The 18,253-nt window shown below is 41.4% G+C and carries 13 protein-coding genes; 8 read left to right on the top strand and 5 right to left on the bottom strand.

Features of this window, described 5'->3' with window-relative positions; translation table 11 throughout:
• Window positions 1–88 precede the first annotated feature (88 nt).
• The gene (locus FZC41_RS04320) at window positions 89–8,878 is read left to right on the top strand and encodes a GH36-type glycosyl hydrolase domain-containing protein (RefSeq protein WP_148566166.1); all 8,790 of its coding nucleotides are present in this window, start codon (window positions 89–91) and stop codon (window positions 8,876–8,878) included.
• 55 nt (window positions 8,879–8,933) lie between these two features.
• Here the strand turns inward: FZC41_RS04320 and FZC41_RS04315 are convergent, their stop codons facing one another.
• Together FZC41_RS04315 and FZC41_RS04310 are read right to left on the bottom strand one after the other, a co-directional pair.
• The gene (locus FZC41_RS04315; protein ID WP_148566165.1) at window positions 8,934–9,161 is read right to left on the bottom strand and encodes a CsbD family protein; all 228 of its coding nucleotides are present in this window, start codon (window positions 9,159–9,161) and stop codon (window positions 8,934–8,936) included.
• Window positions 9,162–9,333: 172 nt separating this feature from the next.
• Window positions 9,334–9,474 (bottom strand): lmo0937 family membrane protein, encoded by a 141-nt coding sequence (locus FZC41_RS04310; protein WP_148566164.1) that lies wholly within the window; start codon window positions 9,472–9,474, stop codon window positions 9,334–9,336.
• 233 nt (window positions 9,475–9,707) lie between these two features.
• Between FZC41_RS04310 and FZC41_RS04305 the strand changes: the two genes are divergently transcribed.
• The 3 genes from FZC41_RS04305 (at window position 9,708) to FZC41_RS04295 (ending at window position 11,954) form a co-directional block, all read left to right on the top strand.
• Complete coding sequence (locus FZC41_RS04305) at window positions 9,708–11,174, top strand: alpha-amylase (protein WP_148566163.1); 1,467 nt, start codon at window positions 9,708–9,710, stop codon at window positions 11,172–11,174.
• 185 nt (window positions 11,175–11,359) lie between these two features.
• Complete coding sequence (locus FZC41_RS04300; protein WP_148566162.1) at window positions 11,360–11,605, top strand: CsbD family protein; 246 nt, start codon at window positions 11,360–11,362, stop codon at window positions 11,603–11,605.
• 61 nt (window positions 11,606–11,666) lie between these two features.
• Window positions 11,667–11,954: a YggT family protein gene (locus FZC41_RS04295; protein ID WP_148566161.1), complete on the top strand. Its 288-nt coding sequence runs from the start codon at window positions 11,667–11,669 to the stop codon at window positions 11,952–11,954.
• 19 nt (window positions 11,955–11,973) lie between these two features.
• On the opposite strand, the gene FZC41_RS17855 is transcribed toward FZC41_RS04295, so the two are convergent.
• The 3 genes from FZC41_RS17855 to FZC41_RS04280 form a co-directional block, all read right to left on the bottom strand.
• Complete coding sequence (locus FZC41_RS17855) at window positions 11,974–12,123, bottom strand: JAB domain-containing protein (RefSeq protein WP_148566308.1); 150 nt, start codon at window positions 12,121–12,123, stop codon at window positions 11,974–11,976.
• Window positions 12,124–12,247: 124 nt separating this feature from the next.
• Window positions 12,248–12,871 (bottom strand): response regulator transcription factor, encoded by a 624-nt coding sequence (locus tag FZC41_RS04285; protein ID WP_148566307.1) that lies wholly within the window; start codon window positions 12,869–12,871, stop codon window positions 12,248–12,250.
• A 16-nt stretch (window positions 12,872–12,887) separates the two neighbouring features.
• Window positions 12,888–13,952: a sensor histidine kinase gene (locus FZC41_RS04280; RefSeq protein ID WP_148566160.1), complete on the bottom strand. Its 1,065-nt coding sequence runs from the start codon at window positions 13,950–13,952 to the stop codon at window positions 12,888–12,890.
• Between the two features lie 350 nt (window positions 13,953–14,302).
• On the opposite strand from FZC41_RS04280, the gene FZC41_RS04275 reads away from it, so the two are divergent.
• The 4 genes from FZC41_RS04275 (at window position 14,303) to FZC41_RS04260 (ending at window position 18,251) form a co-directional block, all read left to right on the top strand.
• The gene (locus tag FZC41_RS04275) at window positions 14,303–15,235 is read left to right on the top strand and encodes an ABC transporter ATP-binding protein (RefSeq protein WP_148566159.1); all 933 of its coding nucleotides are present in this window, start codon (window positions 14,303–14,305) and stop codon (window positions 15,233–15,235) included.
• 10 nt (window positions 15,236–15,245) lie between these two features.
• A complete protein-coding gene (locus FZC41_RS04270; protein WP_148566158.1) occupies window positions 15,246–16,373 on the top strand; it encodes an ABC transporter permease in 1,128 nt (375 codons plus the stop codon).
• A complete protein-coding gene (locus FZC41_RS04265; RefSeq protein ID WP_148566157.1) occupies window positions 16,360–17,526 on the top strand; it encodes an ABC transporter permease in 1,167 nt (388 codons plus the stop codon). Before FZC41_RS04270 ends, FZC41_RS04265 begins: the two co-directional genes overlap by 14 nt.
• A gap of 122 nt (window positions 17,527–17,648) precedes the next feature.
• Window positions 17,649–18,251: a helix-turn-helix domain-containing protein gene (locus FZC41_RS04260; protein ID WP_148566156.1), complete on the top strand. Its 603-nt coding sequence runs from the start codon at window positions 17,649–17,651 to the stop codon at window positions 18,249–18,251.
• Window positions 18,252–18,253 lie beyond the last annotated feature (2 nt).

The raw sequence follows: 18,253 nt of genomic DNA, 5'->3' as shown, positions 1-18,253 counted from the left end.
ACAGATTTTCCTACAAAGAAAAAAGATATTTGTGTCGGAAGTCACTTTTCTGGAATAGGCATTAAATCACGAAAGGATTTGTGAAGCAATGGACGCTTATTTACGTTTGCTAATCGAGGGTGGAGTACTGCTTGCCGGTACTCTGGTTTTTTTATGGATTTTTTTGATAAAATCTGGAAAAACACCTAAATTAAATATGAGAGACGCCTCTCTTTCAAGTGAAGAACTGGAAGATCATGCAAAAAAGATTGCCTTCGAGCATTCGGTATCGGTCAAAAAAAGATCTTTAAAATCGCCAATTTTAAGAATGAATGACAACTACAAATTTATCATGACCGTGTACAAGGAACTTAATGAAGATGTTCAAAAGAAATTTGCGGTACCACCGGCATCGGAATGGTTACTGGACAACTTCTATGTTATTGAAAAACAGGTCAAAGGATTAAGGCGTGATTTAAAAAAATCAGATTATATCAGGTTACCTGTTTTGAAATCCGGGCTGTTAAAGGGGCAAATCCGTATATTTGCTGTAGCTGTTGAACTTGTTGCACATACAGATGGTCAGATTGATGAAAAAATACTATCCGATTATTTAAAAGCATATCAGTCGCACAGTGTTCTTTTTGATCGGGAAATTGTTGCATTGCCAATGATGATTACCCTTGCTCTCATTGAAAACATACGGGTTCTTTGTGAAGATATAAGAAAAACCCAAACCCAATGGCATAAAGCAGATAAAATATTTGTAAAGTGGATTGAAAATGAAGAATACGATACCAGGAAAACAGTAAAGCTGCTTCAAGACAGTCTGAAAAGCTTGGATGAAGTGGAGCCGTCCTTTGTTGAGCATTTGTTTTATCGATTGAGACGATCCGGTCGCAGTTATGTGGAAGTTTTGCAAAACATGGATGAGAACCTCGATAAGCTGGGAACAACCACAGAGGAGATCACCAAAAAAGAACACAGTACTCAATCTGTTAATACGGTTACCATGGGCAATTCCATCACCAGTATTCGTTTTTTCTCATCCCTGGATTGGTCGGATCTGTTTGAATCGGTGAGTATGGTGGAGCAGATATTAAAACAAGATCCGGATGGAACCTATCCACTCATGGATATTGCAACACGGAGTCATTACCGAACAAAAGTGGAAGAACTTGCCCTGAGTTTTGGTGTATCTGAACTCTATTTGGCAAAGATGGCCATTGCATTTGCAAAGGAATCTTATATCAAATCCAATCAAAGCGAGTCTGTGGACGCCAGTATCCAAAGAACCTGGCATGTTGGGTATTATTTAATCGGAAACGGTATTAAAAATCTGGAAAACAGAGAAAAGAAGATTAATAGTTTTAGCCCAAAAGCAGAGAGCATGGGCAAAAAAAATCCTGGAATCCTTTATATCGGTTCCATGGATCTGATTACTCTTCTTTTTGTTTTTATAGCGGTCCGTTATTCAAATTTTACCACATCATCACATGTCGTTTTGTTTTCTATTTTAGCAATCATCGCAGTGTTGATTCCCGCATCTGAAATTGCAGTGGATGTGGTAAATTGGATTGTCTGCCATGCGCTAAAACCTGCTTTTTTTCCAAGATTACAATTAAAAGATGGTATTCCCGAAACCATGAGTACCATTGTTGCGATACCAACACTTCTTTCAGACGAAAATCGGGTCAAAGAACTGCTGGCAGGATTGGAAAGTCATTATTTGTCGAACCGAGAAGATCATTTATATTTTGCTCTCATTGGAGCCTTTAGAGATTCGGATGAAGCTGCCATGAAAGATGACGAAGCGATCATTGAAACCGCATTATCCGGAATAAAGGAACTCAACGACAAATATGCCAAAGAGAGCACGGATAAATTTTATTTTTTCCATCGGGACAGTCAATACAGCAAAGAAAATGACAAATGGATCGGCTGGGAGCGAAAAAGAGGTGCCTTAATGGAATTCAATGACCTCATTCTCGGGGCAACCGATACCAGCTTTTCCTATGTATCTTCTAAAAACCCCCCATTTTCCAATGTTAAATATATCATTACCCTGGATAGCGACACCATTCTCCCAATGGGTATGGCAAAGAAAATGATTGCGACCATGGCCCACCCCTTAAACAGACCGGTGATTGATAAGGAAAGAGGGGTGGTGGTTGAGGGTTACGGACTCATGCAGCCCAGAGTTGAAGTCGAGAATGAGAGCTCCAACAGGTCCCTCTTTTCACGGATCTTCACTGGTCAGGAAGGCATCGATCCCTATGCTACCGCTATTTCCGATGTTTATCAGGATCTCTTCGGCGAAGGCATTTTTGTGGGTAAGGGAATTTATGATTTAACCGTATTCCAAAGTATTATGAAGGATGCCATCCCAGATAATACCATCCTGAGTCATGATCTTTTGGAAGGGTCTTATGTGAGAACTGGTTTAGTGACAGATCTTAAATTGGTCGATTCCTATCCATCAAAATATAATTCATTTTCTTCAAGACTTCACCGTTGGGTTCGAGGTGACTGGCAACTGGTACCAATTTTATTCAGAAAAATTTTTGATCGCAGTCATAGCAAGATATTTAATCCCCTTTCACGACTATCCAAGTGGAAAATATTCGATAATTTAAGAAGAAGTCTTGTCTCACCTGCCCTGATGTTATTGGCCTTTTTAAGTTTCACCATTCTTCCTGGAAGTATCTATTTCTGGCTTGCCTATTTTTTCCTGGCTCAGGCATTCCCTCTCATTATGGGTGTGATCGGATACTTGTTCTCGGCCCGGATTGGAAATGACCGAATCAAACGGTATACACCGGTAATGTTTGGCCTTAAAGCTGTCCTCATGCAGTTCTTGCTGACTCTGCTTTTTTTACCTTATCAGGCTTGGCTGATGGCAAGTGCCATTGTGGTCACCCTGGTACGGGTTTTTATTACCAAGAAAAATCTGCTGGAATGGGTGACGGCTGATGATGTTGAGAAATTTCAGAAAAATTCCTTGATCAGTTATATAGCCACCATGAAGGCTTCATTGTTTCAAGCCCCACTTGTTGTTCTGTTTGCATTTATTTTTAAATCGGAAGCAATTCTACTCAGTCTGGCCTTTTTTCTCGTTTGGGTCAGTGGACCATTGATTGCCTATTTCATCAGTAAAGACCATCAAGAGAAACCTTTCAAGATTTCAGAAGATGATACCCATGAATTGGGAAGAATCACACGAAAAACCTGGCGCTATTTTGAAGATTTTTCTAATGCGAGAAGTCACTATCTGATACCTGACAATTATCAGGCCGATCCTCCCAGAGGGCTTGCTCAGCGGACATCCCCGACGAATATCGGGCTGGGACTGTTGGCAACTTTAACCGCCAGAGACTTTGGCTATATTGGGACCTTTAAGATGATCGATTTGATTGAAAAAACGGTGGATACCATTGAAACTTTGGAAAAATGGAATGGTCATTTGCTAAACTGGTATGATACTCTGACCTTAAAACCGCTTCGTCCTGCATATGTTTCAACGGTGGATAGCGGGAACTTTTTAGGCTATCTCATCACCTTGAAGCAAGGCTTAAAAAACTATCTTCACAGTCCTGTTGTTGATCCCCGATTTTCAAATGGAATCAGAGATACGCTGCACTGTGTTGGCAAGAAAGACTATTCAGCCTATAATGAAATTCTTCCAATAGATACACGCACAGGGAATCCATCAGTGGATTTGATGGATTGGAACCAGACGCTTAATACGTTATCGAGGGAAGAGCATTTGGCGGATCTTGATGAAGGCGTTTGGAAAAAAAAACTTGAAGATATGATCAGCATGTTTAAAAATGATATGACAAAATGGATGCCGGGGATTGATCTGCTGGAAAAAATTCCGGAAGGTTTATCCAAGTATGGCGAAAAAGATGGCGTTTGTTCCAATATTGAAGAATTATTGAGCATGCTTAAGAAAAATGCAGATTTGTATGATTTGCCCCAAACTTACAAAGATTCAGCAGAAATTGCAACTAAATTGGCTGATGCTATTAGAAAAACAAATCAGGACAGTCATTCTGAATCGATAAACTGGCTTATCGATTTGGCGGAAACTTTGAATACGGCTGTTTCTGCGATTCAACAGTTTATCAACCGATACATGGCGTTGATTGAACGTATCGATGCACTTTCAAAGGCAATGGATTTTTTACCCTTGTATGACAAGAAGAAAGAATTATTCAGCATCGGTTTTAATCTGGAAGAAAAAAAGCTGACCAATTCATTCTATGATCTCCTGGCATCGGAGTCACGTCAGACCAGTTATATTTGCATCGCAAAAGGAAAAATACCAGCTTCCCACTGGTTTAAATTGGGTCGGGCTTTAACTAATGTTGATCATTACAAAGGTCTGATTTCCTGGACAGGAACCATGTTTGAATATCTGATGCCGCTTTTGATTATGAAAAGTTATCAAAATACGTTGCTGGATGAAACCTATTCATTTGTGATTAAGAGTCAGAAAAAATATGGGAATGAGAGAGCAATGCCCTGGGGAACCTCGGAATCCGGCTACAATGTTATGGATAAGGATCATGACTATCGATACAAGGCTATTGGTGTCCCATGGTTAGGCTTAAAAAGAGGATTGATTGAGGATGCGGTTACCGCTTCGTATGCCACCTTCCTGGCCCTGATGGTTGAGCCTGAGGATGCCATCAAAAATATCAAACGGTTGAAGGAAGAAGGTCTTGAAGGGACTTATGGTTTTTATGAAGCAGCTGACTATACTCCGGAACGATTGGGCTTTGAAACAAAACGTGTTGTTATAAAAAGTTTCATGGCACATCATCAGGGGATGAGTTTAATGGCGCTGAATAACTGTATGAATAACAATATTATGCAGACCCGTTTTCATGAGGATCCGGAAATCAATGCGGCCCGGTTATTGCTTCAGGAAAAGGTCTCGTCAGATTTTATCTTTACAAAAGGAACCAAAGAAAAAATAGTGCCTTACAAAGGCAAGATTTACAAAGAAGAAAGCTCAGTACGACGGTTCACGCGACCAGATCCAATTTTACCAAAAACACATATCTTATCAAATGGAAATTATTCCATTATGATCACAGATAGAGGCACCGGATACAGCAAAAGTAAAATGGCTGCGGTAACACGCTGGAGAGAAGACAGCACGCTGGATCAATATGGGATGTTTTTCTATCTGCGCAATATCGATACGAATGCGGTTTGGTCGGCGGCTTATTCGCCAATAAATGTTATGCCTGATAAATATGAAGTTGTTTTCACGGCTGACAAAGCAACTTTTAAGCGAATGGATGGGGCGATTGAAACAAAAACCGAGGTTGTTATTGCATCCAGCGATAATGTCGAAATCCGCAGAGTCACCCTAAAGAATACCGGTGAAAAAGCATATACTTTGGAATTGACAAGTTATTTTGAAGTGGTCATGGCACCTCAGGCAGGGGACATTGCCCATATGGCGTTTAGCAATCTTTTTGTAGAAACTGAATTTAATCAGAATAAAAAATGCATCATTGCCAACAGACGGCCACGATCAGAAAGTGATAAAAGTATGTGGTTGGCCAATGCGGTTTTACTTAACGGTAATATACTGGGTGACATTCAGTATGAAACTGATCGGATGCAAATGCTCGGCAGGGGAAATAATGTTAAGAATCCGGTTGTCATGAATCAGGAGAAACCGCTTTCCAATACAACCGGACCGGTGCTTGATCCAGTCATGAGTATTCGGCTTAAAGTTAAAATCGAACCAGGCCAAACCGCCCAATTCTCATTTATAACAGCTTTTAGCGAAAGTGAGGAATCCCTGCTTAATCTCATCGACCAGTATGGAAATTTCGGTGCGGTGGAAGGGGCTTTCAAGCTGGCATTGACACGGAGTCAGGTCGAAACAAAATATCTCAATCTGGATGCAGAAGAAACAGAACTCTATCAGGATATGATTTCCGATATTGTCTTTATCAGTCCGGCAAAAAGAATGAGTCAGGAGTTGATCCTTAAAAACACCCAGGGTCAATCGGCCTTATGGAAATATGGAATTTCCGGAGATAATCCGATTGTGGTTGTAGATTTAAGCAAAATTGATCAGGTTAAAATACTTTATGAGGTTTTAAAAGCCCATGAATATTGGCGTTTAATGGATTTAAAAGTGGATTTGGTCATAATAAGCGAAGAGGAATACAGTTATTCTTTGCCATTATATACCCTCATATCCGATATTGTATTGTCAACCCAGACCCATGACATCTTAAAAACCAGTGAAGATGTTTTTATCCTGGAAAAAAATAAATTGGATGAAAAAGATGTCTCTCTGATTTATGCTGTAGCCCGAGTGATATTAAAAGGCGGGGCCGGTATCATGAGAGATCAGATAACCGATTATTCAGTCAATCAGACAAAGACGCTGGAGCGTCAGGAATTTCCGGAAAAGAAGGTATTTTCGAGTAAACCCATCAATTTCCCGATGTCTCAGCCCGAAAAGCAAAATCTGTTATATGACAATGGCATTGGCGGGTTTGGGTCAGATGGAAGTGAGTATGTCATTCAATTGGAAAAGGGTCAGAATACTCCGGCGCCCTGGGTGAATGTGATCGCAAATCCTGAATTTGGATTTATGGTTTCAGAGTCGGGTTCAGGCTATACCTGGTATAAAAACAGCCATGAAAACAAACTCACACCCTGGTCAAACGATGTCGTATCAGACAGTCCGGGAGAAGTGATCTATATCGGAGATGATGATAGCGGAGAACTTTGGACAGTAACGCCTTTGCCGATACGGGAAGACGAGGTGTATGTTATCCGGCACGGCTTTGGATATTCCTTATTTGAACATACCAGTCATGGAATCAAGCAACGAATGACCCAGCATGTGCCAGTGAGTGAATCCGTGAAAATAACTCTGATCAATTTAAAAAATGATTCAGAGCTGGTGAGACATTTGACCCTGACTTATTATACCCGACCGGTATTGGGTGTAAGTGATCAATTTACGGCCATGCATATCAAAACCAGATTGGATGAATCCGGTGCTTTATTAATCGAAAATCCTTATAATGAGGATTTTCCAGAGCAAATCTGTTTTATGGATGTTTCAATAAGAGAGCGTTCGGTTACCAGTGATCGAAAAGAATTTTTCGGAGGCGGTGACATGAGCAGTCCGGAGAGCTTATCTTATGAGCGGCTGACTGGTGCCTTAGGCACGGGTTTTGACCCTTGTGGGGTCATTCAGGTGAAGGTCACACTTGAACCGAATGAAAGAAAAGACATTGTTTTCTTATTGGGAGTTGGGAATAATAGCGAAGCGGTTAATACAATAACTAAAAAGTATTTAGAGGTCAAGAATACAAAGGATTCAGTGAACGAGGTTATCGGATTTTGGAAAAGCAAGCTGGAAATTATACAGGTGGATACACCAACGGTTTCCATGAATCTCATGCTGGATGGATGGCTTCAGTATCAGGTTATTTCCTGCAGATTATGGGGGCGATCAGGATTTTATCAATCTGGCGGTGCCTTTGGTTTTAGAGATCAGCTTCAGGATGCTTTGGCTGTTGCCAATTTATGGCCGGAAATATCTCGTTCTCAAATACTCCTCCATGCAAGTCATCAGTATGTTCAGGGAGACGTTCAGCATTGGTGGCATGATCCAAAAGGACTGGGGACCCGAACGCGTTTTTCGGACGATCGTTTGTGGCTGCCCTATGTGACCGCTGAATATATCCGGATTACCGGGGATGGGGATATATTAAAGGAAGAAATTTCATTTATTGAAGAATCAGAGTTAACCGAATTTGAAGATGAAAAATGCGGAATTCCAATGCCGCTCAACGTTCAGTCAACCTTGTATGACCACTGTCTAAGAGCCATCGAGATTTCTCTGAAATTCGGAGAACACGGTCTTCCCCTGATGGGAACCGGAGATTGGAATGATGGGATGAATACAGTGGGAAACAAAGGCCGTGGGGAAAGCGTCTGGCTGGGCTGGTTTTTAGTTGCTGTTATTGACGGATTTATACCGCTGTGTGAAAAAATAGGGGATCCGGAAATCGCTGAAAAATACGCTGAAGTAAGAATAAAAATAATCGAAGCAATTGAGAAGACCGCATGGGATGGAAACTGGTACAGACGTGCCTATTTTGACAACGGACAACCATTGGGTTCGGTGCAAAACAGTGAGTGTAAGATTGATTCCATTGCCCAGAGCTGGTCGGTTATTTCAGGAGCAGGAAATACTGAGCGGTCATTTCAGGCGATGAGGTCTTTGGAAAATTATCTTGTCAGCAGAGAAGATGGGTTGATCAAACTGCTGACTCCGCCATTTGACAAATCAGATCTTGAACCCGGGTATATCAAGGGTTATATCCCAGGGGTCAGAGAAAATGGGGGACAATATACCCACGCAGCGGCTTGGGCTATTATTGCCTTTGCAAAACTGGGTGACGGTGACAAAGCCTGGGAACTGTTTGAACTCATTAATCCGATTAACCATACCTCAAACTTGAGGGACTATTCCCGATATAAGGTAGAACCCTATGTGTTAGCAGCTGATGTTTATTCGACTTATCCTCACACCGGAAGGGGTGGCTGGACATGGTATACCGGAGCTGCCGGCTGGTTGTACAGAGCGGGGTTGGAGTACATTCTGGGATTCCAGAAAAACGGGGAAACCATTATCATGGATCCTTGTATTCCCGGGAAGTGGAAAGAATATAATCTGAAATACAACTATCTGGGAACAATTTATGACATTAAAGTGAAAAACCCGGAGGGGGTTAACAAAGGCGTTAAAAAAATATCAGTAGACGGAATAATATCCACCAGAAATGTGATTAATCTGGTGGATGATAAAGAAAATCATGAGATTGAAGTTTACATGGGATGATAGAAAAAGGGGCCAATGTTGCAGATGATCATGCAATATCGGCCCCTTTTGTCTACTACTTGTGTTTATCGATCGCGTCATTTATATTTTCGGCGACGTCTTCTTTTAGTTTATCTGCTTTATCACCGATATCCGCTGCGTTTTTCTCAAGTTCGCCTTTTTTAGACTGAATTTTACCTTTTAATTCCAACTCTTCATTGTTGGTAACTTTTCCAACTGTCTCCTTCACTCCGCCCACGAGCTTATCTTTGGTTGACTCGATTTTACTTTTTGTATTTGACATAATTAAAGCCTGCTTTCAATAATTTATTTTTGTTCTAAAACGAACAACTAACGTATGGATCTAGCCTAACTCTACCTAGATAAATTGTTGTGCTGAATTTTTCCATCACAGATAAGAGCTAAGCATCTGTAATGACATGACCGTCAAAGTTTGTTTTTTCTGAGAACTTATCCTATCTACGCCGAACAAGATTCACAATAATTAGAATAACAGCGATCACGAGAAGAATATGAATTAATCCGCCAAATGTATAAGACGTAATCAACCCTAAAAGCCATAATACACAGAGTACGATTGCAATAATCCAAAACATTCTTGTCACCCTTTCTTTGTTTGATCAAAACATTGCATCTATATTTAATAATATACCCGATATCATGCGCCTCAAACATAAATTAGAATATAGGCACATAAAAAAGTGATATGAGTGTTTTTTATAAGTTGTTTAGGATAGAATGGAACAGTTAGGAAAATATTATGATGAAATCGGGAATTTGCGGTATGAGGATATATATATAAATTCATCAAGAATGAAAGGTGTTCTAAATGGAAAAAAATGGAGTTATGATTCAATATTTCGAATGGAATTTACCAGCTGATGGCAAACATTGGCAACGCTTGAAGGCTGATGCCCAGCATTTAAAAGAAATAGGAATTAGTTTAGTTTGGATGCCCCCAGCAACAAAAGCAACGGGTACTAATGATGTTGGTTATGGGGTTTATGACTTATACGATTTAGGTGAATTTGATCAAAAGGGTGCGGTGCGTACAAAATATGGTACAAAAAAAGAATATCTGGCCGCGATTAAAGCTTTACATGATCAGGGCATATTAGCAATTGCCGATATTGTGTTAAACCATAAAGCGGGAGCGGATGAATCTGAACGGTTTCCGGCCTATGAAGTCGATCCAAATAATCGTCAGAAAAAAGTTTCGGATGCTTATGATATTGAAGGCTGGACAAAATTCACATTTCCCGGGAGAAAAGGGAAATATTCGAAATTTCAATGGAATTGGACACATTTTTCAGGAACTGATTTTAATCAGGAAAATGGGAAAAAAGCCATCTATATGATTAAGGGAATTAATAAAGGTTGGGCGGACAACGATGAAGTCGACACTGAAAATGGTAACTATGATTACTTGATGTATGCCGACGTTGATTATGACCAACCGGATGTAAAAGAAGAGGTAAATCGTTGGAGTGAATGGTATATTAACGAAACCGGTGTCGATGGTTTTCGCCTGGATGCGGTTAAACATATTGCTGGTGAATTTATCGATGAGTTTATAAAAAACATACATGAAAAAAAGGGTGATGATTTTTATACAGTAGGAGAATATTGGAAGAAAAATTATGAAACCTTAGAAGATTATATCGAGGAGACCGATTGGAATGTGGATTTATTCGATGTTTCTCTGCATATGAATTTTTCAAAGGCAAGTAAATCCGGAAATAGTTTCGACATGAGTAAAATGTTCCATAATACATTAATGGAGAAAAACCCAGCCCAAACAGTAACATTTGTTGACAATCATGATTCTCAACCATCACAAGCTTTGGAATCATGGGTAGATGATTGGTTCAAACCTTTAGCTTATGGGATGATTTTATTACGAGAAAGTGGATTGCCCTGTGTTTTTTATGGGGACTATTATGGTATTGCCGGAGAAAAGCCGATTCAAGGCAAATCGGATATAATCGATAAATTGTTAGCTTTACGGATAAACTATGCATACGGAAAACAAAAAGATTATTTGGATCATCCTAATTGCATTGGCTGGACCCGAGAAGGTGATGAAAAACATTCTGCGGGCATGGCAGTTTTGATAACAAATGGCGATGAAGGTTTAAAAGATATGTACATTGGTAAGCAACATGCTGGAAAAGTTTATGCGGATTATTTAGAAAATCGTGAAGAAACAGTACTAATTAATAATAAAGGGATGGGCACTTTCTTATGTGCGCCAGGTTCTATATCCGTCTGGGCAGAACGCGTGACTAAACCATAATTATCGAAAAAAGCGACGGGATTTCCAGCCCCTAATATGTTGGAGAGCATCAAGGGGATCGATAGCAGGATGGTTTTATGCAAATGAAAAAATGTAATAAAATAGTCTATCAACGGGATAAAAGCTAAAAATAGGGTATGTATTTATAATTATGAAGAATAATTTATTAATAGGAGGATTTAATTATGACAGATACAAAAGGTAAAATCGAGTCAACCAAAGATAAGACCTTAGGTGGCGTCAAGGAGGCCGTTGGGAAAGTTACCAACAATGAAGAGTTGGAATTAAAAGGTAAAATACAGTCCTTAAAAGGGGAGCTAGAAGGAAAAGCAGTGGATGTCGGTGATAAGTTAGGCGAAATAAAAGAAGACGTCGCAGAAAAGATCAATGATTTCATCGATAAAAAGAAAGATGAAAAAGATGAAAAGTAAAAATATTATAAAGTAAATTACTTTAACTGAAAGAACTAGTTTGGAATTAGAGGGGTAAAAAATGAATTCAGGTGCAAAAAAGATTATTGGATTAGTTGTCGGATTAGTTCAAGCGGGATTGTTGATTCGTCTGATTTTAAAACTGCTGGGCGCAAACTCGGAAAATGTTTTTGTTAATGGTGTTTATATGATCACTCAGCCGGTAGTGGCTATTTTCGAAGGGATTTTCGCCCAAATTTCCGTTACAAATATTAGCGCCGCCGGAGTCTTTGAGCCGGCAACTCTGATTGCGATGCTGGTTGTGGCCTTGATTGGTTGGGTTTTACAGAAATTTTTTTCGGGGCATTAACCCAAAAATAAATTTCGTTTTAAGTGATGGACACAAGAATGAGTTCGTTGATTTGGTCTAACAATTCAATGTCTATAAGTCCACCAATTTGTTTGATGTCTATGGTAATGCTAATATTTTTACTAGCAGGATCGGAATCTCCTAAGGAATGTATGAGAAAGAGGAGGATAAGAGCGTTTCAAAATTTGTATACACCGCCAAGCTGATGTAGAATAAAATCAGCTTGACGGTGTTTTCATTTCCCCTGTGAATTTTTTGATGGGCTCGTGTGCCTGCCAAAGATCTTCAGTTGCTCACAGCAGATTCTTGTAAAAAAAGATGGCCAGCTGGGTTCGATCTCGCAGCACCAGTTTTTCGAGGATGACGCTGATGCGATTCCGGACCGTCCCTTCACTTAAATACAGGCTGTTTGCAATCTCACGGTTACTGAGTCCCTGGGCGACCAGGTCAATGATTTCCCTTTCCTTATCGCTTAAATCAAAGGTCTGATGATCCTGATGATCCCCACTATTTATCAAACCCGGTATTTTTGTCACAATATCCTGTCCAAAGACGCTTTGCCCAATCTGTACGGCTCGCAGCGATGGAACGATGCTTTCAAAATTCTGTTTAATAATATAGCCCTTTGCGCCAAGCTTAAGGGCTTTGATAATATACTCGTCATCCAGAAAAGTGGTTAAAAATAATATCTTTGCATCTTTATCGCCACCTAGAATGGTCCCGGCTGCTTCCAGTCCGGTCATCACATCCATGCGGATATCCATCAGCAGGACATCCGGTTTTAACTGGCTATACAATAAAATGGCTTCCTGGCCATTATAGCCCAGCCCCACCACTTCAATATTATCTTCTGATTCAATAATGGTTTTCAATGACGTGCATACCAGCTTGTCATCATCAACAACAACGATTTTCATGATTCCCCTTTCGTTTCTATTCATTTTTCGGCACCGAAATAAAAATTCTAAAACCCCGGTCAGCGGTGATATTCACATTGCCGTTGAGGGCGGAGACCCGATCGATAATATTCTTGAGCCCGATGCCTTCGCCGTCAGGCGTCTTTGTCCCAGCCCCGTTATCATGGACAACCAGCTGGATCAGCCCCGGATGTTCCCGGACAACCACCGAGACTTGGGTGGCCCGGGAATGCTTAATGATATTTGAAAATGCTTCCTTCACCACGGTAATAAAACAGTATTTGACGTCTTTATCCAGACCGGATTCCACATCATAGTCCAATTTTACGGGACAGAAATCAAAATTTTTAATCAGCGTCTGCAACTCCACCTGTAAATCCAGCGATTCATCATGAAGATCGTGGACACTGTTTCTGATGCTGTCCATGGCTTCGGAGAGGGTTTCCTTAATCTGCACCAGGCCCTCCTTTGTCTGTTCATCGGTGCTGACAGCAAGCAGGGCTCCGGTTTGCAGAATACTCCGGGAAAGCATATGTCCGACATTGTCATGAATATCCCTGGCAATCCGGTTCCGTTCCGTTAAGGTGGCCAGGTTCAGTTCATAGTCCTGCTTTTCCATCAGTATTTTATTCTTTTTTTCAAGCTGCAGAGCGGTTTCCCTCGTTGTATCCCGAAGCGAGTTATAGTCTTTCTTTAATGTTTCCAGGGAAAGGCTATGCTTTTTCAGGAAATAGGCAACCACCATAAAAACCGGAATCAGAACCACGGAAGTGCCGTCAAGCTGATTGAAGCCAATGATGATGGGCAGAAGCGACAGGGTCCACAGCCACTTGTATTGAAAAACGAGAATGTCGTAGCACATCAGCGGTATAAACATGAGATAAACCGGTTCAAAAAAGCAGATCACCACATAGCCCACAAACAGAAGGGCTGTGACAACTCCTTCTTTTAAATAGCTTGAAGCGGCGCCAAAAATGATTGCCACCAGAACCGGGGCGATCAGAAGCGCATTGTCAACGGTGGTCAGATACAATGCCAGACAGAACACAAAAATAATCAGTTTATCAATCAGCTTATTCATCACTACCAGACCTTTATGAGAATTTTATCTGGATACCATCATATCCAGCACGTTTTTATTATTCATACTTTAACATAAATGGTGACATTTGTCATACTTATTAAGGAGGCAGGTCACTTACAAAGGGGCACAATCTTTATTAAAATAGACACATCAACAAATATAATTCAGGCAATACTGATAGTCGACGAACAATAATTGCTTTACGATCGGTTTCCACAAACAATTGTGTAACGTGTAGGCGAACAGGCGATAGCCTGTCCGACGTACCGTGTAACAATTGTTTCGTGCGAAACGGATCGTAAAGTTCACGGCAGTATCGCGATTAAACTCATAAAGGAGAAATTAATATGGTAATCAATGTGAAAAATCTGGTCAAACGATACGGGAATCTGATCGCCTTGGATCATTTCAATCTGGAGGTACAGGAAGGTGAAATCCTCGGACTCCTGGGTCCCAACGGTTCGGGAAAAACAACCGCCATCAACTGCATTTTATCGCTACTTAAATACGATAAGGGCACGATTGAAATTTACGATCAGCCGATGTCCCCGGAGGCCTACGCCATCAAACGCAACATCGGTGTTGTGATGCAAAACGTGGCGGTATTCAATGAGCTGACCGTATATGAAAATATTGACTACTTCTGTGGTCTCTATGTTTCCGATAAACAAACCCGAAAAAAACTGGTGGCAGAGGCCATCGATTTTGTGGGGCTCAATGATTTTAAAAAATTCTACCCGAAGAAACTCAGCGGTGGTTTGCTCCGTCGTCTGAACATCGCCTGCGGCATTGCCCATAAGCCAAAGCTGATCATTCTGGATGAACCCACAGTAGCTGTCGATCCGCAGAGTCGAAACAATATTCTGGAAGGGATCATGGAGTTGAACCGACAGGGTGCCACCATCATCTATACTTCTCATTATATGGAAGAGGTTGAACAAATCTGCAGCCGTATCGCCATCATGGATAAGGGCAAGATCATTGCCATGGGAACCAATGAAGATCTGAAGAAGATGATCAAATCCGGCGAGCATATCAACCTTGAACTGCTGAATCCCGAGGAGATGGAGCTATCCGAAATCAAATCACTGCCACATGTTATTTCTGCCGAACTAACGGACCATCAGCTGGTGGTGAAATCAAGCCGGGGGAAAAATAATCTGATTATGATTCTCGATCACTTGAAGGATCAGAATATTGGTATCGGTAAAATTTATTCGGAACCGCCGACCCTTAATGATGTTTTTCTGGAAATAACCGGCAAAGAACTCAGAGATTAGGAGGAAAACCATGTTTTTATTTAATTATCGCTATCGTCTCAAGTGCATCTTTAAAGACCGGCAATTAATGTTCTGGACTTTTATGTTTCCGATTCTTCTGGCAACCCTGTTCAATTTGGCCTTTGCCAACCTTTCAAGCTCAGATAATTTCAAAAAGGTGAATGTTGCTGTGGTTCAAAACGAGCAGCTGGATCAGAATCCGGCTTTCGTCAAGGCTCTGGATGGGGCTGACAATCTATTTGTTGTCAAGTACACAACTCAGGATCAAGCGGCCGTGCTCCTTTCTGATCATGACATTGACGGCTATATCACTTTCGATCCGGATCTCAACCTGGTGGTCAACCAGTCCAGTCTCAATCAGACCATCATCCGGGGATTTTTGGATGATTTCAAGCAATCTTCAGCTACCATCACAACCATTATCACCCAGAATCCTTCGGCTCTGGCAAACGGAAACCTTGAAGGAATTTCCAGTCGGACCGAATATCTGAAAGCGGTAGCTGCCAACCAGTCCAACCCGGATCCGGTTGTCAATTATTTCTACGCAATGATTGCCATGACCTGTTTATATGGCGGGTTTCTCGGAGTAAAAGAGGTGGTGGCCATTCAGGCCGATCTCTCTGATGTGGGCGCCCGCATCAATCTGGCTCCCACCAATAAACTGACGGTCTTTCTTGCCTCGATCATGGCCGCCACGACGGTTCAGCTGTTGGAACTACTAATTCTGCTGGCCTTTATCATCGGGGTTCTGGGCATCAGTTTTGGTGACCAGCTTGGCTATATCGCCCTGACCTGTGTGGTGGGGAGCTTGACCGGCGTGACCTTCGGAACTTGCATTGCGGCCATTATAAAAAAGGGCGAGGGCCTCAAAATTGGCATCCTGATTGGTTCGACTATGATCATGTGCTTTCTGGCCGGGATGATGTCTGCCAACATTAAATATACGGTGATGACCAAAGCCCCCATCCTGGGCTACCTCAATCCGGCCAACTTGATCACTGACAGTTTTTATGCCCTGTACTACTACAATACCCATACCCAGTTTTTTACTGACATCCTCTTGCTGTGCGGCTTTACGCTGTTCTTCAGTTCAGTTACCTATTTTGTTTTAAGGAGACAGAAATATGCAAGTTTATAAAGCTTTTTTCAAAGTAATCCAGAAAAATCGCGCTCAGATCTTGATTTACCTGGTGGTTTTCATGGCCCTGGCGCTGATTCTCAGTGGTGCCTATAACCCGCCACAAGATACCGATTTTACCAAAGTCAAGGTCAATATCGCCTTCATTAATGACGATGGTGATTCTCAGCTAGTGGCTGGGCTCAAAACCTATCTGGGTGAAAATGCCAATCTGGTGGCTATTCCCGACGAAACCCAAAAACTCCAGGATGCATTGTTTTTCAGACAGGTGGAATACATCCTCAGAGTTCCGGCCGGATTTACCGAGGATATGCTAAACGGTAAAGAAGTTCAGCTGGAAAAAACAACAGTCCCTGATTCCACCAGCAATATCTATATGGATCTGCTGATCAATAAATATCTGAACACGGTTAAAACCTACACAACCTATCTACCCGGTCTCAGTCAGGATGATCTTTCCCAGAATCTGGAAAAGGATCTGGCCGAACAAAGCAAAGTGACGATGATCAGCAATGGAACGCACTCAATCTATGCCGAAAAATCGGGATACTATTTCAATTATCTGTCCTATTCCTTATTTGCCATTCTGATTCTGGGAGTCTGCTCAGTGATGCTGGTTTTCAATGATACAGATTTGAAACGGCGAAATCTCTGTTCCCCGATTCGATCAGCCAATATGAATATGCAGATGGTTCTCGGAAATCTCAGTTTTGCCATTCTGACCTGGCTGGTTCTGATCTCGGCAAGTTTTATCATGTACGGCAGCTTCATGTTTACCGCCACCGGCCTACTGCTGCTTTTAAACTCCTTTGTGTTCACCCTGGCGGTCTTAAGCATCAGCTATTTAATCGGCAATCTTGTCAAAAGCCGGGGCGCCATGTCAGCCATAGCCAATGTTTTTGCGCTGGGTACCAGCTTTATCAGCGGGGTGTTTGTCCCCCAGGAACTGCTGGGAGCCAATGTGCTGACCATTGCCAGCTTTACTCCCACCTACTGGTATGTCAAAGCCAATAACGAAATCACCGCTGCCGTCAGCTTCAATACTGGCAATCTGAGTTCCATTTTCACCAGTATGGTTCTGGTGCTTGCTTTCGGGGTTGCTGTCCTCGGGGTAACACTGGTGCTGATCAAACAAAGACGGGTGGAATCCTAATCGGGAGTCTTCCACTGCTTTTTTAAAACGGATAGTAATGGCAGAATCGATATAAACTCGACGGAGCGTTGATTGAATAGTCAAAGGTAGTTGGTTAAAATAAAGATCATGGAGGTAAAAAAATGGATTGCAATAAGGTAGGTGCATTACTGAAAGCGTTACGAAAAGAAAAAGAAATGACCCAAAAACAGGTCGCCGATCAGATGAACATCAGTGATAAAACAATTTCCAAATGGGAGCGTGGTCTGGGTTGTCCAGATGTATCACTTCTTGGCGAGCTTTCGGAACTATTTGAAGTGAATATTGAAAAAATACTTTTGGGAGATTTGAAATCGAATGATATGGAAACGGGAAATCTGAAACGAATGAAATTTTATGTGTGTCCAAACTGCGGAAATGTAATTAGCAACATCGGAGGCGCAGATATTTCCTGCTGTGGACGAAAATTGGCTCCACTGGTTGCCAAACCGACAGATAAAAAACATGCGGCCAAAGTGGAAGATGTTGATGGGGAATATTATATTACCTTTGATCATGAAATGAGCAAGACACATTTTCTTTCTTTTGTGGCCTATGTTACAAGTGACAGAAGCTTGTTCATTAAACTTTATCCCGAACAGACCGCTTCGGTACATCTGTCAAAAATAGTTGGCGGAAACCTAATGAAAAAGAGCAGTGGAAGGCTGTATTATTATTGCAGTCAGCATGGGCTGTGGGTATTATAATA

The sequence above is a fragment of the Acetobacterium paludosum genome (genome assembly GCF_008086595.1).
In the GTDB taxonomy this organism is placed as follows: domain Bacteria; phylum Bacillota; class Clostridia; order Eubacteriales; family Eubacteriaceae; genus Acetobacterium; species Acetobacterium paludosum.
This window is presented reverse-complemented; position numbering and strand designations above follow the sequence as displayed.